The sequence below is a fragment of the Prauserella sediminis genome (assembly GCF_014195435.1).
Lineage (GTDB): Bacteria > Actinomycetota > Actinomycetes > Mycobacteriales > Pseudonocardiaceae > Prauserella > Prauserella salsuginis.
Genome location: NZ_JACIBS010000001.1, coordinates 3922820 through 3941321, shown reverse-complemented (window position 1 = coordinate 3941321; position 18502 = coordinate 3922820). Strand labels below are relative to the sequence as shown.

Genomic DNA, 18502 nt, shown 5'->3' with positions numbered 1-18502 from the left:
TCTAGCCCTGGTCGTGATCACGGCGCACGATGTGGCCCATGACGTCCGCAACGCAGCGGTCCATCTCCGACGAGATCGCGCACATCCACGCCACGGCGCAGCCCGGCGAGACCCGCACCCGCCTGGACTTCGCCCCGTACCGCAGCTCCGTGCTGCGCCATCCCACGAAACAGCCCCTCACCGTCGACCCCGAAGACGTCGAACTCGCAGCACCCGTATTCGGCCAGTCCGATGTGGACCCGATCGAGGCGGATCTGACCCTCCATCCCCAGGGCGAACCGATCGGCGAGCGCATGGTCGTGACCGGCCGGGTACTCGACGCCGAAGGCCGCCCGGTGCGGGGCCAGTTGGTCGAGATCTGGCAGGCCAACGCCGCCGGGCGCTACGTGCACAAGCGCGACCAGCACCCCGCTCCGCTCGACCCGCACTTCCACGGCGCGGGCCGGTGCCTGACCGACGACGAAGGCCGTTACCGGTTCACGACCGTCAAGCCCGGCCCGTATCCGTGGCGGAACCACGACAACGCCTGGCGTCCGGCACACATCCACTTCTCACTGTTCGGCCGCGAGTTCACCCAACGGCTCGTGACCCAGATGTACTTCCCCGGCGATCCGCTGTTCCCGCTCGACCCGATCTTCCAGTCCATCACCGACGAGACGGCACGGCAACGGCTCATCGCGACCTACGACCACGACGTCACCACTCACGAGTGGGCCACCGGATACCGCTGGGACATCGTGCTGACCGGGTCGCACGCCACCCCGATGGAGGAGGACACCGATGCGTGAGCACGGACCGAGCGCCCCGACGCCCGGGCAGACCGTCGGCCCGTTCTTCCACTACGCCCTCCCCTACGACGACGGCCCACGGCTCGCGCCCGCGGGCGCACCGGACACGATCCGCTTGCACGGCACCGTGTACGACGGCGCGGGAGCTCCGGTTCCCGACGCCCTCCTGGAGATCCGGCAGGCCGACGCGTCCGGCCGCGTGCCCGCCACCGAGGGGTCGCTGCGCCGCGACGGCCGGTTCACCGGCTGGGGCAGGGCCGCGACCGACACGGCGGGCCGCTACTCCTTCAGGACCGTCGAACCGGCACCGGTCCGCGACGGCGCGGCCGCCTACTTCGCCGTGACCGTGTTCGCACGCGGCCTGCTCGACCGGCTGTTCACCCGCATCTACGTTCCGAGTCACGGCCTCGACGGCGACCCGCTGCTCGGCGCGCTGACCGAGGAGCGCAGGGGCACACTGATCGCCATGCGCGACTCGGACGGCGACCTGCGCCACGACATCCGGCTCCAGGGTGACCGGGAGACGGTGTTCCTGACGTTCCCGGGCCACGACTGATGGGCGGCCTGCTCGGCCCGGGAACGCACCGGGCCGCCGGGCTGACCGGCGACGCCGCGGTGGCCGACGCCATGCGTACGGTCGAGATCGCCTGGCTGCGGGCACTCGCCGCGACCGGCGTGCTGGAGGCCACCGAGGCGGACCGCGCAGCCGAGACGCTCAGCGGGGCGCGGCTCGACGTCGCCGATCTCTCACGGAAGGCCGAGGATGCGGGCAATCCCGTGGTGCCGCTCGTCACCGCGTTACGCGATGCCCTCGGCGACGACCCCCTCGCAGCGCGCGTGCACCGCGGGCTGACCAGCCAGGACACGCTGGACACCGCGCTCGTGCTGCTGATCCGGGACGCATTCGACCGGATCGGCACCGACCTCGACACCACAGCGGACCAGCTGGCGACGCTGGCCGCGCAGCACCGGGACGCCGTCATGCCCGGCCGCACGCTCACCCAGTACGCCGTCCCGGTGACCTTCGGGCTGACGGCGGCACAGTGGCTCGCCGGTGTCCTCGACGCCCGTGACGCCGTCCGGGACCGCAGGGACCACCTCCCGGTGCAGTGCGGCGGCGCTGCGGGCACGCTCTCGCTCGTGGCCGAGTTCGGGACCGATCCGGTGGCGACGGCACGCGCCTTCGCCGCCGAACTCACGCTCCGATGGCCCGGACTGCCCTGGCACACCCGCCGCCGCCCGGTGACCGACGCCGGCGACGCCCTCGTCGGCGTGTGCGACGCACTGGGCGTCGTCGCCACCGACGTCGGCGTGCTGGGCAGGCCCGAGATCGCCGAGGTCCGCGAAGGCGCTGCTCCCGGGCGCGGCGGGTCGTCGACCATGCCGCACAAGCGGAACCCCGTGCTGTCCGTCCTTGTCCGCAGTGCGGGTCTGCAGGCGCCGCAGCTCGGCGCGCAGCTGCATCTCGCCGCCGCGCAGGCCGTCGATCAACGGCCGGACGGGGCGTGGCACACCGAGTGGCCCACGCTCCGCCGCCTGCTCGAACTCACGATCACCGCCGCAGCGCAGGCCGCCGAGCTGACGGCGGGGCTGGAGATCGACACCGCGCTGATGCGGACCCACGCCGACGATGCCGCGGACCAACTGCTCGCCGAACGGGGCGGTTCCGGTGAGCCCGCCTCCTGCGAGCCGACGGAGTATCTCGGCGCCGCAGGCCGGTTCGTCGACACCGTCCTCGCCCGCCACCGCAGCTGACGTCCGACCGACCCCACGACGGGAGATATCCATGCCCGACCCGTACGACGACGGCATGCGGGTGCGCCGAGAGGTACTCGGCGACGCACACGTCGACCGCGCCGAAACGCGCAAGAACGAGTTCACCGAGGACTTCCAGGACCTCATCACCCGCTATGCGTGGGGCAGCGTGTGGACCCGTCCCGGCCTCGACCGGCGCATGCGCAGCGTCGCGGTGCTCACGGCGATGCTCGCCCGTGGCCACTGGGACGAGTTCGCCATGCACGTGCGCGCGGCCCGCACCAACGGCCTGACGGTCGAGGAGATCCGCGAGGTGATCCTGCAGAGCGCCGTCTACTGTGGAGTTCCCACCGCCAACCACGGGTTCGCCGTGGCACAGCAGGTTCTGGAGGAGCAGCGGGTTCTGGAGGAGCAGCGGGTTCTGGAGGAGCAGCGGGGTCCCGAGGAGCAGCACGTTCCCGGGGAAGGACCGGTTCCCGGCGAGGACGGCGACGACGAACGGACCGGCGGGGCATGAGCGCGCGCGAGGTCACCACGACGAGCGTGGGGATCGTCGGCGGCGGTCCGGCGGGGCTGATGCTCTCCCACCTCCTCGCACGACGCGGGATCGACTCGGTCGTCGTGGACCACCGCAGCCGCGACGAGATCGAACAGACCGTGCGCGCGGGGATTCTGGAGGCCGACAGCGTACGACTGCTCAGCGAGACCGGGGTGTCCGAACGGGTCCTGTCCGAGGGCGACCGCCACCACGGCACGTACCTGGCCTTCGGCGGACAGCTGCACCACATCGACTTCCAGGAACTCGCCGGGGCGTCGGTGTGGCTGTACCCGCAGACCGAGGTGTTCGTCGACCTCGCCGATGCCCGCGCCGCCGCCGGTGCGGACGTGCGGTTCGGCGTCCGCGACACGTCGGTGCACGACGTCACCGGCGAACGGCCGTCGATCCGATTCACCGACGCCGACGGCAGCGCTCACGAGGTCCGGTGCCGGTACCTGGTCGGTGCGGACGGCTCGCACAGCCTGTGCCGCCACGCCGTTCCGCCCGCCGAGCTCCGCCAGTACCGCAAGGAATACCCCTTCGCGTGGTTCGGCATCCTGTGCGAGGCACCGAAGAGCGCGCCGGAACTGATCTACAACCACTCCGACCGCGGATTCGCGTTGATCAGCCAGCGGACCGAGACCACGCAGCGGATGTACTTCCAGTGCGATCCGGACGAGGACGTCGATGCGTGGTCGGACGATCGGATCTGGTCCGAGCTGCAGGCCCGGGTCGGCGCGAACGGGCACCGGCTGGAGGAAGGGCCGATCACCGGGAAATCGGTCCTGCGGTTCCGCAGCAACGTCGTGGAACCCATGCGCTACGGAAACATGGTGCTGGCGGGCGACGCCGCCCATACCGTCCCGCCGACGGGCGCCAAGGGTCTCAACCTCGCGCTGGCCGATGTGCGCGTCCTCGCGGAGACCCTCGAGCGGGCGCTGGCCGACGGCGACGACGAGGCGCTGGACGAGTACTCCCGGCGGGCCCTCGACAGGGTCTGGCGCTCGCAGCACTTCTCGTACTGGATGACCTCGATGCTGCACCGACCGCACGGGGCCGACGAGTTCGACCTCCGGCGCCAGGTCGCGGAGCTGCGCTCGGTGGTGCGCTCGACGGCGGGGAAGACCTACCTCGCGGAGGCCTACACGGGCTGGCCCACCCGCTGACCGACACGCCGGGTCACTCCGGGTGACGGCGCTCGCCGGCAGCGCCGGCAACGACACTCACACCCGTCCCGTCGTGCGCGCTGCGCCACGTGTGGTTGGGCCGTCGGCGCGATACCGCCCGGCATCGGCGTGACCACTGGTGACAGCCGGTTCCCTGCTCCGCCACGGTTGAGCTGTGCGTGGCTCACTGGACCAGCTGGCTGGACGGCTGCTGCTCCAGTGCCGTGCCTCGCAGGCGGAGCGCGTCGCGCCGGTAGCCGCGGCACACGACGCCGGCATCGTCGTCACCGGCAGGCACCAGGATGCGCTCACGGCCGCGGCCGCCCTGCGTTCACGCGGTTTCGACGGTCCGGTGCTGTGCGACGCCGACCGCTACTCCGGCGGCAACCGGAAACCTGCGGCGCAGGGCATCCAGCCGGAATGGTGCCGCAGGCAGCGCGAGCGCGGCCTGATCGCACTCACCGATTCCGGTTACCTCGCCGCCGGCGACGACAACGGACTGGACAGAGTCCTTCGCGAAGCAGCGACGCAACCGGCGCCGACGATCGCCATGCTCCCGCTGGCCGCCGAATGGTTCGCATCCTCGGGGCGGCACCGGACACTGACGAACAAGATCGAATCACACGGCGTGCCGGTCGCCGTGGCCATCGAGCACGACAAGGACCCCTTCGCCGCGCAGTACGTTCTGCGCGGCTTCCTCGAACTGCTCGCTGCCGCCACGGTTCCGGTCCTCCTCCTGCGCAGCGACGTCTCCGCGCTGGGCGCGCTCTGCCACGGCGCCCACGCCGCCGCGATCGGCGTCACCAGCACGCTCCGCCATCTGTATCGGACGCCGTCCGGTGGTGGCGGCCGCCCGGCCGGGGTGTCCGCGTTCATCAGCGGCCTGCTCAGCTACCACCTGCTGGCGACCTGCGCCCGGGCCTTCGCGCACACGCCCGAACTCGACCACCTCTGGCGGTGCGACTGTCCCGTGTGCGGCGGCGCCCTTCCGGCACGGCTGGAGGCCACGGCCGATCCGTACACCGCCGCGACGTTCCATTCCCTCCACGCCCAGCTCGAACTGCACACCGAACTCCGGCCCCACCGGCACACCCGCGAACAACGGATCAGCGCCTGGCACGAGAGCTGCAGCCACGCCCTGTTCCTGCACGAGCAGGTGGCGGACCTGCTTCCCGCCTGGCGTGCTCCCGCGAATCTCCGGAGCTGGTTACGGGTCACCGAGGATCCGCTGGCGGCCCGCCGCTACGTCCCGGAACCCGCCGGCGAACGACCACCGCGCGCGGGCCGCCCTGGCTCACCCTCCGCCGGGGACGGCACGCCGTCGCCCCGACGAGCCGGCGACCCGGGACCGGGTTCCGGGCCGGAACGGGCTTGAACCCGGCGGTCCGGCACTGACAAGCTTCGTGCGCTGCGGCATCCGCACCGCGGCACCGAGAACGTCGTCGATTCAGGAGGAACACCCGTGGCGAACCCGGCTCGCGCGCTCTCCGGCGCTCTCGAACCCGTCGTCGGACAGGTCTACTTCGCGCAGGAATGCCACGACGCCTACGAGAAGCTCGGGTTCAACGGCAGCCCCGGCTCCCGGAACGGCGTGCCCAATCCGGACGGCCCTGCCTACTTCACGAGCCGCGGTTCGCTACTGGGGCAGGTGCCCGGTGACGTCGTCGCCGCGGCCTTCGCCGTGTTCAACCCCGAGGTCGTCGTCCCGGCCGTCACCTACGGGTGGTCGCTCACCGACGCCGCGACGATCTGCCGGGCGCGGACCGACGGCGCGATCCGCCAACTCACCGCCATCCTCGGCGAACACCCGGACCGGCTCGAGGAGGCACGGCCACTGCTGGAACGGGCCGTCGAACCGCTCCGGCCCGAAGGCAAGCCCCTGTTCGCCGGGCTTCGCGCACTCGGCCTGCCCGGCGATCCCGTCGGCGACGTGTGGCGGCTCGGCGACATGCTCCGCGAGTACCGCGGCGACGCGCACATCGCCGCTTGGACCGGTGCCGGATTCGACGCCGTGGAGATCGGCCTGCTCACCGAGCTGTACTGGGGCATGCCGATGCGCACCTACATCCGCTCGCGCGCGTGGTCACCCGAACACCTCGACGCCGCCGAGGAGCGGCTCGTCGGCCGCGGCCTCGTCGCCGACGGCGCGCTGACCGAACAGGGCAGGGCGGAGCGGGATGCGGTGGAGACCGCCACCGACCGCCAGTGCCGACCGATCGTCGACGCCCTCGGCGACGACCTGCCCACCCTCGTCGAGATCCTGCGCCCCTGGGGCCGCCGGGTCTGCGACGCCGGCAGCTACCCGTCCTCCGGGCCCATGGCCCGAACCGACGGGAGCTAGCATCCCGGAATGTCGACATGCCGGCAGGCGTACCCGCGCGGTGCCGGCTGCCGACGAGCCGCGCGACTCCTATGCCTGATGCCAGATGCCCGATCCCGTCGCGTCGTCGGGCGGGAGCGGCCAGCGCGGAAGCCCCTCGGGGATGTCTGCGCTGGGCCGCCCGGGGAATTGGGCGGCCCGCTTCTCGAGGAACGCCGCGACGCCCTCGGCCGCGTCCGCGCCGGCGCCGAGTCCGTACATCGCGCGGGAGTCGGCCCGGTGCGCATCCCACGGTGTCGCCGAGCCGAGCATGCCCCACAACAGCTGACGGGCGACCGCGACGGAGACCGCCGAGGTGTTGTCGGCGATCTCCGAGGCGAGTTCGGTCGCGGACTCGAGCAGCCGGTCACCGGGGACCACGCGGGAGACGAGTCCGCCCTCGCGGGCTTCTGCCGCGTCGAACACCCGCCCCGTGGCGACCCATTCCATGGCCTGCGAAATGCCGACGATGCGGGGCAGGAACCACGTGGAAGCAGCCTCCGGGACGATGCCCCTGCGGGCGAACACGAACCCGAAACGGGCTTCCTCGGCGGCGATCCGGATGTCCATCGGCAGCGTCATCGTCACGCCGACGCCGACCGCGGGCCCGTTGATGGCACCGATCACGGGTTTACGGCACGCGGCGATGCGCAATGACACCGTGCCGCCGCCATCCCGCGGTACGCCGTCGATCTCGCCGTGTGCGGAACGCCGGTCGGCCCCGTCGCCCGCATCGAAGGTGTCGGCACCGCCGCCGAGGTCGGCGCCGGCACAGAACCCGCGCCCTTCGCCGGTCACGACCACCACGCGTACGTCGTCGTCGGCGTCGGCCCGGTCGAACGCGTCGACGAGCTCGTGAGCCATCGTGGTGGTGAATGCGTTCAACCGTTCCGGACGGTGCAGGGTCACCGTGGCGATCGGTCCTGACACTTCGTAGCGGATCTCGGCGTACTCGCCCATTCCCGTGCCACCGTCCCCTTCGACAGGCTGCAGCGATCGTTGATCATCCGCCAAGCTAGCAGCGCGATTCGGCCCGCCCAAGCCTGCTGCCCACACCGCTGCCGCGCCACAGCTCCCGACGCGCCGGGCGGCAGGGGCCCCGGGTTAGATTCGATGCGATGGATTTCGACAGCGACGCCGAGGCGCCGTCGTGGTTTCGCACCGCGCTGGCCGAGCGGCCCGAACACCGTGACACGACCGTCGACGACGGCAAGGTCCACCTGCGCTGCTGGGGTGCCGAGCACCATCCCGGGGTGGTGCTCGTGCACGGAGGTTCGGCCCATTCCGGCTGGTGGGACCACATCGCGCCGCTGCTCGCCCAGCATCGGCGGGTCGTGGCCGTCGACCTGTCCGGTCACGGTGACAGCGCCGCCAGGGAGTCCTACGACATCACGCTCTGGGCGCGTGAGGTCGTCGCCGCGGCGGACGCCGGAGGGGTCGACAGGCCGTTCCACGTGATCGGGCACAGCATGGGCGGTTGGGTGACCGCGCAAACCGGCGCCGATTTCGCGGACCGGCTCACCGGGCTGACGATCATCGATTCGCCGTTGAACGACCGGCCTCCGGAGAACAGGCGGGCCAGGCCCGTCCGCGTGTATCCGGACCGGGAGACCATTCTCGGCCGGTTCCGGACGCTGCCTCCCCAGGACGTCCTGCTGCCCTACATCCGCAGGCACATCGCCGAGGAATCCGTGCGGGCGGTGGACGAGGGCTGGACGTGGAAGTTCGACCCGACGCTGAAGGCCCCGTACACGCCGTTACGCGGCATCCTCCCCCGGATCGACCGGCCGACGTCGTTCATCCGCACCGAGCACGGTCTCGTCTCGCCGGAGATGGCGCGGGAGATCCGGTCCCTGCTGCGTTGCCGCACCGTGCTCGTCGACCTGCCGGACGCGGGTCATCATCCGATGCTGGACCGGCCGTTGGCCCTCGTCACGGCGCTGCGCACGATCCTGGCGGCGGCCGGCGACTGACCACCGCCGTCCCGCCGCCCACGACGAGGTCGCCGAGCACATCTCGCTGGACCAGTTGACCACGCTGCCGTGGATCGTCACTCACCACGCGCCGACGGCCTTCACCCCGGCCGTCCGCCGGTTGTCGATGATCGGCATCGAGCCCGAGGTGCACGTGGTGACCGAAACGTTTCTGCCTGTCCCGTTCCTGGTCGCAGGAACGCGCCGGATCGCGCTTCTGCGTACCCCGGCGGCGCTCCGGCTCGCCGACGCCGCCGGGGTACGCAGGCTGCCCTGCCAGTGGGACGTCGTGCCCGCTCAAGGAGGCGTTCTGGTGGCATCCGGCCCACCACACCGATCCCGCACACCGCTGGCTCAGAGACCTGCTTCTGGACATCGCACGCGCCGTCGACTGACCGCCCCGAGCCCGGTGACGTCCCTAACCGGTCGACTCGGCGAGCGCTGCCGTTACCACCGGCCATGCCGCGCTGAGAGGGTCGATCACCTCGAAGTGGGCGGCCCCGGGAACCACGACCAGGTTCGCAGCCGGGTTGGTGTCCACATACGACTCGCTGACCGAGACCGGCAGGCGGTCCTCGGCCCCGTGCACGATCGTCACGGGGCTCTCCGGCGCCGGCATCCGCACCGGGTCGAGGTCGGGGCGTTCGTCCGGCGGAGCGCCCAGGAACGCCTCGACCGCACCATCGCCCAGCCCGAGCCGGTGCGCGAGCCCGAGATCCGCCACCGGTGCGAGCGGCACCGTGCCGAGCAGGCCCGCGGGTGGACACGCCGACGCCGCCCACAACGCCAGGTGCCCGCCCGCCGAATGACCCGCCAGGACCGTCTCGCGGACGTCGAGCTGCGCAGGCAGTTCGGCCAGCGCGGAACGGACGTCGGCGACGAGGTCGTCCGGTTTCCCGGGCACGCGGCGGTACTCGACGGACACCACCGGCCAGCCTTCGTCGCGGAGTGCCGCGGCGAGCGGACGCGTGTGTACCCGGTCGTACGTCGGCCTCCAGTACCCGCCGTGAACGAACAACAGCAGCGGATACCGCCGCGTCGCGGGAAACCAGGCGTCCGCGACGTGCTCGGGAGCGTCGCCGTAGCGCAGCGTCCGGTCGGGTTCGGGCGCCGGTCGGGTCAGCACGGCACGGTCCATCACAGTCTCCTCCTGGATACGGTCACGTCGGCACCACCTCCGTCATCGGCCCACCGGCGACCGATCGAGCGCAGGCAGCACCTTGCTGCCGATCAGTTCGATTCCCTGCAACGTATCGAGGCCCTGCGGGGTGCCGAACTCGACACGGCCGACACCGGCCTCGATGAGCCGTTGTGCCTGGGCGGCCACCTGCTCGGGCGTTCCGGAGAAGGCGAACAGGTCGAGCAGCTCGTCCGGAATCAGCGCACCGGCACCGTCGTGGTCGCCGAGAGCCACCCTGGCCTTGATGTCCGCCAATAGTTCCGGCGGCACCTCGATGGTCGGGTCGAACTCGCCGACGACCCCGAGGTACATCGCGACCTCCTTGCGGGCGCGCCGTCGCGCCGCGGCCCCGTCGAGGTCGACGACGGTGACGGCACCGACGACGATGCGCACCGCGCCGGGTTCGCGACCGGCACCCCGCTCGCCCGGTTCGAGCCGCTCGCGCATCACCGGGATCATCGCGGGATTCGCCGTACCCCCGATCTTGACCTCCCGGGCGACCGTGCCCGCCATCGCGACGGTGCGCGGCCCCCAAGCCCCGATCAGCAACGGTGGATCCGGCCGGTGGGTCTCGTATCTCGGTGCGACGCCGGGTTCCAGCCGGAATACCTCCCCCTGGAAACCCGCCCCTTCGCCGGCGAGCAACCGGTACACGAACTCGACGGCCTCGCGCAGATGCGCCAGCGGCCGTGGCTGCGTGACTCCGATGTCGCCGAGCCACGTCCCCCGCGCCAGTCCCAGGTATGCGCGCCCGCCGGAGGCCGAGTCGAGTGCCGCGAGCTGGCCCGCGATCTCGTACGGGTGCATCGTGTACGGGTTCCAACAGGCGGCGCCGAGCCGCGCCCGTTCGGTCACCCGCGCCATCTCCAGCAGCGCGGGCAACGGCGGTTGGAACAACAGGTCGGCGAACACGCTGAGCACGTCGATGCCGTGGGCCTCGGCGGCCGCCGCCAGTCTTGCGTATTCCGGCAGCGACAGGTTGCTCTGCAACCCGAGCCCGATCTCCACGTCGCTCATGTGAGGTCGCCGGAGTTCAGCTCGCACCGGCGCGTCCGGTCGACCCGCATCACGAGGCGTTCCTCCGGATCCGGGCAGGCGACGTGGCAGTCCTGTTCGAGCCAGTCGCCTGCGGGCAGGTCACGCTGCTTCGCAGGCAACAACGGCAGCGCAGCCTGGAGCGCGTACATGCAGAAGTGCTTGCCGTCGGGAACCCGCAGTTCCGCACTGTTGGTCAGCTCGAAGTAGTCGCCCACTTCCATCCCGCACACCGAACGGCCTTCGATCCGTTCGACCGTCACCCGCAGGTCCCACAGGCTCATGTCCGGTTCCGTCATGCCACCCTCTCCGTATCCTCGCTGTCCAACCAGCAGGCGACCGCGTGATCGTCGCCCGTGAGTTCCGGCTCGTCTCCGCAGGCGGCGAACGCCTCCGTGCATCTGGCCCGGAACCGGCATCCGCCGTGCCCCGCACCAGGTCCGTTGATGTCGCCGTTCAGCACGCGGGGCAGTCCGGCGTCCGGGTCCGCGCTGGGAATCGCGTCGATCAGCGCTCGCGTGTACGGGTGTTTCGGCCGCCGCCACACCCGCTCGGTCGGCCCGGTCTCCACCAGCCGGCCGAGGTACATCACCGCGGTCGTATCGGCGAGCCTGCGCACGAGCGCGAGATCGTGGGAGATGAACAACATCCCCACCTCCAACTGCTCGACCAGCTCTGCGAGTACCTCCACCACCTGCGCCTGCGACGACACGTCGAGTGCGGTCACGGGTTCGTCGGCCACCAGCACCCGCGGACGGGCCGCCAGCGCCCTGGCGATCGCGATGCGCTGCAACTGACCGCCCGAGAACTGGTGCGGATAGCGCTCGGCGGCCGCCTCGTCGAGTCCGACCCGGGTGAGCCGGTCGAGCGCATCCCGCCTGCGCTCGGCTCGCGATCCGACCTCCGCCGGAACTCCGTCGAGCAGCTGGCTCAGCACCGTCCGCCGCGGGTTGAGCGACGAGTACGGGTTCTGGAACACCATCTGCAGGCCGATCTCGGCGCGCCGACGTCGTCGCCGTCCCAGCGGGCTCACCGCCTCGCCGTGCAGCCGTACGCCACCACCCGTCGGTGCGGCGAGCCCGGCGGCGACCCGCGCCAACGACGACTTGCCGCACCCCGACTCGCCCACCAGGCCGACGATCTCGCCCGGTCTCACCTCGAGCGACACGCCGTCCACGGCGCGGACGCGGTCGCGGCCTGGCGCGCGGTACTCCACGGCGATGTCGGTCAGCTCCAACAGGCTCATCACGGCACCTCCGCCGGATCGGTGCGCGCGGCCAGCAGCGCGCGGGTGTACGGGTGCTCGGGTGCGCGCAACAGGTCGGCCGTCGGAGCCGACTCGACGACCCGGCCCTGCTGGAACACACACGTGTGCGTGGCGAGCGCCGCGAGCACCCCGAGGTCGTGCGTGATGAACAGGACGCTCAGGTCGAGCTCGGACCGCAGCGAGTCCAGGAGGCCGAGGATCCCCGCCTGCACGGTCACGTCCAACGCCGTGGTCGGCTCGTCGGCGATCAGCAGCTTCGGCCGGGCGGCCAGCGCAGAAGCGATGGCGATGCGCTGTAGCTGACCGCCCGAGAACTGGTGCGGGTACGACCGCAGCGCGCCGCCGGGATCGGGCAGGCGCACCTGCTCCAGCAGTTCGACGGCCCGTGCCTTCGCCTGCTTCCGGGTGAGTCCCAAGTGGACACTCATGTGCTCGGTCAGCTGCCTGCCGATGCTCAGCATCGGGTGCATCGCGGCCGTGGGGTCCTGGAACACCATTGCGATGCCGTGCCCGCGCACGGCGTGCATCGCTTTCCGATCGCGGTGGTCGAGCTCGGCACCGTCGAACCGCAACCGTCCGGACACCTCGGCCCCGGCGGGCAACAGGTCGAGCAACGTCCGCGCGGTCATGCTCTTGCCGGAGCCGCTCTCCCCGGCGATCCCCACGATCTCGCCGCGGCGAACGCTCAGGGAGACGTCTTCGAGGACGGTGACCGGCCCGTCGGGGCCGGGCAGCCGCACCGCGAGGTTCTCCACGGCGAGCAGTTCGTCGGTGGCCGAATCCACGCTCATGTCAGCGTCCTCCCACGAGATTGGGGTCGAACCGGTCGCGGGCGGCGTCGCCCAGAATGTTGCATGCGAGCACCACGGTCAGGATCGCGAGGCCCGGGAACACGCTGACCCACCACATGCTGATGTCGTTGGCACCGAGCGCGACCATCGCGCCCCATTCCGGGGCGGGTGGCCGCGGCCCGAGGCCGAGGAACGACAGGCCGGCGAGTAGCAGCACCGCGTTGCCGAGCTCGAGTGTGGCGAGCACGATCGCCGGGCCCACACTGTTCGGGATCACGTCGCGACGGAGCACCGTCACCGGGCCGACACCGAGCATGCGCGCTGCTGACAGGTAGTTCTCCCCACGGATGCTCAGCACCGCTCCACGGATGACCCGCGCGTACACCGGCCACGACACGATGATGAGCGCCAGCACGGCGTTTCCCGCACTCGGCCCGAACGTGGCCGTGACCGCCATCGCCAGGATGATCTGCGGGAATGCGAACACGAGGTCGGTCAACCGCATGATCACTTCGTCGGCGAGCTTGCCGAGGTACCCGGCGATCAGGCCGAGGACACCGCCCACGGCCAACGCGCCCGCGACGATCGCCAGCGCCAGCGGGATCGACAGTCTCGCCCCGTGCAACACCCGGCTGAGGACGTCACGGCCGAGCTCGTCGGTTCCGAACGGGTGCACCGCGGACGGCGCCGCGTAGATGTCGGCGCTCTGGGCGAGGGGGTCGTAGGGGCTCAACAGCCCCGCCGAAGCGGCCACCGCCAGCCACGCAACGAGCACGACGAGCGCGGTGACGACGACGGGCTGGCGCCAAACGCGGTGCCGCCGCGCGCGGACCCCGGTCCGGGGCAGGGCGGTCGCTGTCATGAGAGACGGATCCTCGGGTCGGCAAGGCCGTAGAGCAGGTCCACGACCAGATTGATCAGGATGTAGGCGGCGGCGACGAACACGGTCACGCCGAGAATCGCGGGCCGGTCGAGCGCACTGGCGCTGGCGTAGGCGTAGTTGCCGACCCCTGGCCAGGCGAAGACGCTCTCGATCAGGACCGTGCCCGCGAGCATCGAGGCGAACGTCAGTCCGGCCATCGTCATGATCTGGACGAGACCGGCGCGCAGCAGGTGCCGGTGGCGCACCGTGCGTGCCGGCAGGCCCTTGGCGTACGCGGCGGTGATGTAGTCCTTCCGCAGCACCTCGAGCAGTGCCGAACGGACGAACCGCACCAGCGTCGCGGTCGTGACGAGCGTCAGCACGAGTACCGGCAGCGCCGCGTGCTGCACCGCGTCCCAAGCCACCATCGGCTCACCGGCGAGGAGCGCGTCGACCGGATACAGACCGGTGACCGTGGGCGGCGGGGAGAACTCCGGGCTCAGCCGTCCCCCTCCCGGCGACAGTCCGAGTACGAAGAAGAACAGGTACAGCACCAGCAGCGACATCCAGAACGGCGGCGTCGACAGGCCGAGCAGCGAGCCGACCCGCACGGCCTGGTCGGCGGCCTTGCCGTGACGCAACGCGGCGAACATGCCGATGGTGATTCCCAACAGCACCGACAGGACGAACGCGGGCACCGCGATCTCGAGGGTCGCGGGCACGTGGTCCAGCAGATCCTCGAGCACCGGCCGTCCGGTGTGCTGCGACATGCCGAAGTCGCCCTGCACCAGATTGCCGAGGTAGGTCAGGTACTGCACGGGGAGTGGCTCGTCCAGGCCCCATCGCTGTTCGAAGGCTGCCACGGCCTCCGGATCGCCCAGCGCCTCGTCGGACAGGTTCGCGGCGACGGGATCTCCCGGTACCGCCTGCACGAGCAGGAAACCGACCAGGGTCGAACCCAGCAACAGGCCGAGGGCGATGACGAGTCGGCGGGCGAGGTAGCGAACGAACGACGGCACCCGCGGTCGCCGCGGTGCACCGGTATCCACAGTGGTCACGGGTTCTCCTCCCGGTTCGGCACGCTCAGCCGGCACGCCGGACCGCGGCCAGGTCGACGATCCAGCCCGCGGGCGTGTAGTCGGCTCCTGCCACCTCGGGGGTGCTGACGACCGTGCCCGAGTTGTTGCCCAGCAGGACGTACGGCGAGTCACGGTGCATCGCGTGCTGCCAGGCCTCGACCGCGGTCACGCGTTCCTCGTCGGTGGTCGCGGCGAGGAAATCCGCCGTCGTCGACCGCACGGCCGCCGAGGCCGTGTCGTCGGTCCAGTTCATGCGCTCGGCGTTGACGCCGCCCGGTGACATCACGCGGACCATCGAGTCCGCCCGCGGGTAGGTCAGCGCCTGCGGTGTCATGCCCATCTGAGCATCGCCTCCCCGGTACTGTTCGAGGAACGCGTTCAGCGGCAGCGGCCGGAGGTTGATGGTGATCCCCGCCTTCGCCGCGTCACCCTGCACCTTGGTAGCGATCGTGCCGAGGTCCACGCCGCGATAGGTGATGGCCGGATAGATGAACTCGATCGCGGGGTCGGTCAGGCCGGCGTCGGCGAGCAGCTGTTTCGCCCGCGGCAGATCCTGTTCGAGCGTGTCCTCCTCGGGCAGCGCTCCCGGGTAGGCGGGGGCGATCAGTCCCCTGGCCGGTCCGCTGCGGCTGCCCAGCAGGTCCGCGAGTCCCCGGTAGTCGAGCGCCGCTCGCACGGCCCGGACGAACGCGGGCCGCGACCCGACCGGCGACACCTCCGGATCCGTGTTGACGAACGAGAAGTACGCCGTGTCGGGTTTCTGCGACACCGACAGCGAGGGCGGCAACCCGTCGAGCAGGGTTCCGGCGATGTCGAGCGCGATCTCCGGGCTCGACGAGCGGGTGAGGGTAAGTTTCTGGTTCTGCGCCTCCATGTTGCGCACGACGACGCGCGGATAGGCGGGCGCGTCGCCCCAGTAGTTGTCGTTGGCCGTCAGCACCAGCTGCTCGCCGGGTTCGTTCCGCTCGAGCACGTAGGGGCCACTGCCCGCGGTCGTCCTGTCCAGATAGGACTGGGCGCGATCCTCACTCGCCGCGTCGCGCCCCGAGGTGCCGCCGTGGTCGGTGACGACGTCCGCGTTGAGGATCGACGCCGCGGGCATCGCCAGCAGCACGGGAACGTTGGGATTCGGCTCGTCCGCGGTGACGACGACCGTGTTCCGGTCCGGGGCCGCCACGTCGAGTCCTTCGAAGTAGGCGGCCGTGCTGCCCTTGAGGTTCACGAGCCGCTCGAGCGAGAACTCGACGTCGTCGGCCGTGACCGACGAGCCGTCGGAGAACGTCGCCTCGTCGCGCAGGGTGAACGTGAAACGCGTGGCATCGGAGGAGACCTCGTAGGACTCAGCCAGACCGGGTTTCGGCTCGGTCACGTCGCCGCCCTCGAAAGTCAGCAGCGACTCGTAGAGCGCGTGCACGGCCAGATACCCGGTCTGTTCGTACACCCTGCCCGGGTCGAGTGTCTTGTACACAAAGGACGTGTCCACGACCAGCGTGTTGTCCCTCGCCGCCGAGCCGGCTCTGCCTGCCGTGCACGCGCTGAGCACGCACGCGAGAACCGACACGAGGGAGACGGCCACGACCGAGCGGCGGTGGGCGGGGACTCGGAACCGACGGGGCATGTTTTCCTCCGTGACGTTCGCCGAGGAGACACCGGAGTCAAACCCGCACACCCAGGTATAGTCAAGACATACGAGTGTTTAGCTTAAGTAAACCGCAGGGGAAACGGCTTCGGTCCGATCCGTATCCGGCATCATGCGGACCACGCACCGGCGAAAGGACGATCGACACGTGCTCGGCAATCGGATTCGGGATCTGCGCAAGGAGAACGACCTGACATTGCGCCAACTGGCGGCACGCATCGAGGTCTCCCCCGGGCTGCTGAGCCAGATCGAGAACGGCACCACCGATCCGAGCCTGACCACGATCCGCAAGCTCGCCGCCGCGTTCGGCACGTCGCTCGCGGAGATGTTCTCCGACGACGCGCCGCCCGTGCACATCACACGGCCGGGCGACCGGCCGCAGCTGCGCCGTTCCGGAGGACACCTGCTCTACGACCGGCTCACGCCCGGACGCGGCGACCTCGAAGTCCTGATCGGCCGGCTCGCGCCCGGCGAGGCGACGTCCGACGAGCCGTGGAGCCACGCGTCCACCGAATGCACGCTCGTCACCGACGGAACCCTCACCGTCGAGCTCGGGGACGACACCTACACACTGGACACCGGCGAGAGCGTCACGTTCGACTCCCGAACGCCCCACCGCTACGTCAACGCCGGGGACCGGTCCGCCGAGTTCGTCGTGTCGGTCACGCCGCCCAACCCGTGACACCAACCCCGCGACGGCCCGGCCGGCGCTGCGCGCTCCGGTCCGTGAGCCGGGGCGACCCGAAGCGCCACCCGGGCCGCCACCGTCAGGCCATCGGCCGCGGCGACGCAACCGACCGGGTCCGGTCGTCCCGGACGACCTCACCGCCCTTCAACACCAGGGACAGGGAACGGAACGCCGCGGTGTCGGCGAGCGGATCCTCGTCGAGCACGAGCAGATCGGCGTATTTTCCGGCGGTGATCGAGCCGAGATCGTCGTCGACTCCGAGCCAGCGAGCGGGGCCGATCGTGGCCGATCGCAAGGCCTCCCGCGCGCCGAGCCCGCCCGTGGCCATGTACTCCAGCTCCCGTACCGCCGCGCTCGTGCCCTCGAACCGCCAGAACGGTGGCATGTCACTGCCCAGCAGCACGTCGACCCCGGCCTCCAGCGCCCACTCGTAGCTCTGCATGTGCCGCTCGCCCGCTCCCAGCGAACGCTGCTGCATCCACTCCGGGACACCGAGCTCGTCGAAGAACTCCTTGCACCGCGTCACGACCAGCGTCGGCACGTAGGAGCAGCCCTTCTCCGCCATCAGCCCGGCCAGTTCCCGCGTCAGCTCGTAGCCGTGTTCGACGCAGTCCAGCCCGAGCTCCACCGCCTCGGTGATCACCGGCCAGGGACCGGCGTGGGCCGTCACCTTCCGCCCCCACTCGTGCGCGGTGGTGATGACGGCGGCCAGTTCGTCGGTGGTCACCTGGCGCGTATCGATCTTCTCGTGCCTGCCCGAGATCCCGCCGGAGATCATCACCTTGATCAGGTCCGCACCAGCCTTCACCTGCGACCGCACACCCCGGCGGAACTCGGTCGCGCCGTCGCATTCCAACGCACCCGACGACCCGTGACCGTGGCCTCCCGTGCACGTGACGGCCCGTCCCGCGGTGAAGATCCGCGGCCCCGGGACGAATCCGGAGTCGACGGCGGTCCGCAGGGCGAAGTCGGCGTGGTCCTTCTCCCCCACGCACCGCACCGACGTCACTCCGCTGTGCAGCGTGCGCCGTGCTCCGTCGGCCATGTACAGCGCGAGATCGTGCGGTCCCATCCGATTGACGCGTGCCCCGAGTTCGCCCGGCAGCGACAGCGAGAAATGCGTGTGCATGTTGATCAGGCCTGGCGTGACGTACGAACCCGCCAGCTCCACCTCGACGCAGCCCGCGGCGCGCGCCCGCGAAACCAGGTCGGGGTCCGTGCCGACCTCCCGGATCCGCTCCCCTTCGATCCACACGGCGGCGTCGGTGAGCGGTCCGTCGGCCAGCGGGTCCACGACTGTGCAGTCACGTAGCAGGTATCCGGTCTCGGTGGCGGCCATGGGCGACTCCTTGTCGGTTCGGTCGGTGCGATCGGCACGATTC

General features: G+C 70.9%; 18 protein-coding genes and 1 pseudogene. 9 read left to right on the top strand and 10 right to left on the bottom strand.

Going from position 1 to position 18502, the window contains the following annotated elements; genetic code table 11:
* Nucleotides 1-38: 38 nt before the first annotated feature.
* From pcaH to FB384_RS17855, 7 genes and pseudogenes are all read left to right on the top strand, one after another.
* Nucleotides 39-788: a protocatechuate 3,4-dioxygenase subunit beta gene (gene pcaH, locus FB384_RS17885; protein WP_183784570.1), complete on the top strand. Its 750-nt coding sequence runs from the start codon at nt 39-41 to the stop codon at nt 786-788.
* Nucleotides 781-1344, top strand: coding sequence for a protocatechuate 3,4-dioxygenase subunit alpha (gene pcaG / locus FB384_RS17880; protein WP_183784568.1), 564 nt, complete (start codon nt 781-783; stop codon nt 1342-1344). Before pcaH ends, pcaG begins: the two co-directional genes overlap by 8 nt.
* Complete coding sequence (locus FB384_RS17875) at nt 1344-2543, top strand: lyase family protein (RefSeq protein WP_183784566.1); 1200 nt, start codon at nt 1344-1346, stop codon at nt 2541-2543. Before pcaG ends, FB384_RS17875 begins: the two co-directional genes overlap by 1 nt.
* Before the next feature lie 31 nt (nt 2544-2574).
* Nucleotides 2575-2937 (top strand): annotated as a pseudogene (gene pcaC / locus FB384_RS17870) (4-carboxymuconolactone decarboxylase); the annotation flags it as partial.
* Nucleotides 2938-3056: 119 nt separating this feature from the next.
* Nucleotides 3057-4247, top strand: coding sequence for a 4-hydroxybenzoate 3-monooxygenase (locus tag FB384_RS17865; RefSeq protein WP_183784562.1), 1191 nt, complete (start codon nt 3057-3059; stop codon nt 4245-4247).
* Between the two features lie 175 nt (nt 4248-4422).
* Nucleotides 4423-5622: a hypothetical protein gene (locus FB384_RS17860; protein ID WP_183784560.1), complete on the top strand. Its 1200-nt coding sequence runs from the start codon at nt 4423-4425 to the stop codon at nt 5620-5622.
* An 87-nt stretch (nt 5623-5709) separates the two neighbouring features.
* Entirely contained in the window at nt 5710-6588 is an 879-nt protein-coding gene (locus FB384_RS17855) for an SCO6745 family protein (RefSeq protein WP_183784558.1), read from the top strand.
* 69 nt (nt 6589-6657) lie between these two features.
* Here the strand turns inward: FB384_RS17855 and FB384_RS17850 are convergent, their stop codons facing one another.
* Nucleotides 6658-7566: an enoyl-CoA hydratase-related protein gene (locus FB384_RS17850; protein WP_183784556.1), complete on the bottom strand. Its 909-nt coding sequence runs from the start codon at nt 7564-7566 to the stop codon at nt 6658-6660.
* 158 nt (nt 7567-7724) lie between these two features.
* Here FB384_RS17850 and FB384_RS17845 point away from each other — a divergent pair, with 158 nt between their 5' ends.
* Nucleotides 7725-8579, top strand: coding sequence for an alpha/beta fold hydrolase (locus FB384_RS17845; protein ID WP_183784554.1), 855 nt, complete (start codon nt 7725-7727; stop codon nt 8577-8579).
* 418 nt (nt 8580-8997) lie between these two features.
* Here FB384_RS17845 and FB384_RS17840 read toward each other — a convergent pair whose 3' ends face one another.
* From FB384_RS17840 to FB384_RS17805, 8 genes are read right to left on the bottom strand one after another with little or no spacing between them, the layout of a single operon-like run.
* Entirely contained in the window at nt 8998-9717 is a 720-nt protein-coding gene (locus FB384_RS17840) for an alpha/beta hydrolase (RefSeq protein ID WP_183784552.1), read from the bottom strand.
* 42 nt (nt 9718-9759) lie between these two features.
* Nucleotides 9760-10776: an LLM class flavin-dependent oxidoreductase gene (locus tag FB384_RS17835; protein WP_183784550.1), complete on the bottom strand. Its 1017-nt coding sequence runs from the start codon at nt 10774-10776 to the stop codon at nt 9760-9762.
* The gene (locus tag FB384_RS17830) at nt 10773-11093 is read right to left on the bottom strand and encodes a TIGR04076 family protein (protein WP_183784548.1); all 321 of its coding nucleotides are present in this window, start codon (nt 11091-11093) and stop codon (nt 10773-10775) included. Before FB384_RS17830 ends, FB384_RS17835 begins: the two co-directional genes overlap by 4 nt.
* Nucleotides 11090-12040 carry an ABC transporter ATP-binding protein gene (locus FB384_RS17825; RefSeq protein WP_183784546.1) on the bottom strand — a complete coding sequence of 317 codons (951 nt, stop codon included), beginning with the start codon at nt 12038-12040 and terminating at the stop codon, nt 11090-11092. Before FB384_RS17825 ends, FB384_RS17830 begins: the two co-directional genes overlap by 4 nt.
* Nucleotides 12040-12852: an ABC transporter ATP-binding protein gene (locus tag FB384_RS17820; RefSeq protein ID WP_183784544.1), complete on the bottom strand. Its 813-nt coding sequence runs from the start codon at nt 12850-12852 to the stop codon at nt 12040-12042. The genes FB384_RS17825 and FB384_RS17820 overlap by 1 nt, the downstream gene beginning before the upstream one ends.
* Before the next feature lies 1 nt (nt 12853).
* On the bottom strand, nt 12854-13714 hold the full coding sequence (locus tag FB384_RS17815; protein WP_183784542.1) for an ABC transporter permease: 861 nt from the start codon (nt 13712-13714) through the stop codon (nt 12854-12856).
* Entirely contained in the window at nt 13711-14772 is a 1062-nt protein-coding gene (locus tag FB384_RS27340) for an ABC transporter permease (protein ID WP_183784540.1), read from the bottom strand. Before FB384_RS27340 ends, FB384_RS17815 begins: the two co-directional genes overlap by 4 nt.
* Before the next feature lie 25 nt (nt 14773-14797).
* Nucleotides 14798-16411 carry an ABC transporter substrate-binding protein gene (locus FB384_RS17805; RefSeq protein ID WP_183784538.1) on the bottom strand — a complete coding sequence of 538 codons (1614 nt, stop codon included), beginning with the start codon at nt 16409-16411 and terminating at the stop codon, nt 14798-14800.
* 169 nt (nt 16412-16580) lie between these two features.
* Between FB384_RS17805 and FB384_RS17800 the strand changes: the two genes are divergently transcribed.
* Nucleotides 16581-17114 (top strand): helix-turn-helix domain-containing protein, encoded by a 534-nt coding sequence (locus FB384_RS17800; protein ID WP_183784536.1) that lies wholly within the window; start codon nt 16581-16583, stop codon nt 17112-17114.
* Between the two features lie 85 nt (nt 17115-17199).
* On the opposite strand, the gene FB384_RS17795 is transcribed toward FB384_RS17800, so the two are convergent.
* Complete coding sequence (locus FB384_RS17795) at nt 17200-18459, bottom strand: amidohydrolase family protein (protein ID WP_183784534.1); 1260 nt, start codon at nt 18457-18459, stop codon at nt 17200-17202.
* Nucleotides 18460-18502: the final 43 nt, after the last annotated feature.

Coding starts and splice junctions, on each gene's coding strand:
- FB384_RS17865 (WP_183784562.1), top strand. CDS start 3,057: ATGAGCGCGCGCGAGGTCACCACGACGAGCGTGGGGATCGTCGGCGGC.
- FB384_RS17845 (WP_183784554.1), top strand. CDS start 7,725: ATGGATTTCGACAGCGACGCCGAGGCGCCGTCGTGGTTTCGCACCGCG.
- FB384_RS17815 (WP_183784542.1), bottom strand. CDS start 13,714: ATGACAGCGACCGCCCTGCCCCGGACCGGGGTCCGCGCGCGGCGGCAC.
- pcaG (WP_183784568.1), top strand. CDS start 781: ATGCGTGAGCACGGACCGAGCGCCCCGACGCCCGGGCAGACCGTCGGC.
- FB384_RS17825 (WP_183784546.1), bottom strand. CDS start 12,040: ATGAGCCTGTTGGAGCTGACCGACATCGCCGTGGAGTACCGCGCGCCA.
- FB384_RS17840 (WP_183784552.1), bottom strand. CDS start 9,717: ATGGACCGTGCCGTGCTGACCCGACCGGCGCCCGAACCCGACCGGACG.
- FB384_RS17850 (WP_183784556.1), bottom strand. CDS start 7,566: ATGGGCGAGTACGCCGAGATCCGCTACGAAGTGTCAGGACCGATCGCC.
- FB384_RS17830 (WP_183784548.1), bottom strand. CDS start 11,093: ATGACGGAACCGGACATGAGCCTGTGGGACCTGCGGGTGACGGTCGAA.
- pcaH (WP_183784570.1), top strand. CDS start 39: ATGACGTCCGCAACGCAGCGGTCCATCTCCGACGAGATCGCGCACATC.
- FB384_RS17820 (WP_183784544.1), bottom strand. CDS start 12,852: ATGAGCGTGGATTCGGCCACCGACGAACTGCTCGCCGTGGAGAACCTC.
- FB384_RS17795 (WP_183784534.1), bottom strand. CDS start 18,459: ATGGCCGCCACCGAGACCGGATACCTGCTACGTGACTGCACAGTCGTG.
- FB384_RS17805 (WP_183784538.1), bottom strand. CDS start 16,411: ATGCCCCGTCGGTTCCGAGTCCCCGCCCACCGCCGCTCGGTCGTGGCC.
- FB384_RS17875 (WP_183784566.1), top strand. CDS start 1,344: ATGGGCGGCCTGCTCGGCCCGGGAACGCACCGGGCCGCCGGGCTGACC.
- FB384_RS17835 (WP_183784550.1), bottom strand. CDS start 10,776: ATGAGCGACGTGGAGATCGGGCTCGGGTTGCAGAGCAACCTGTCGCTG.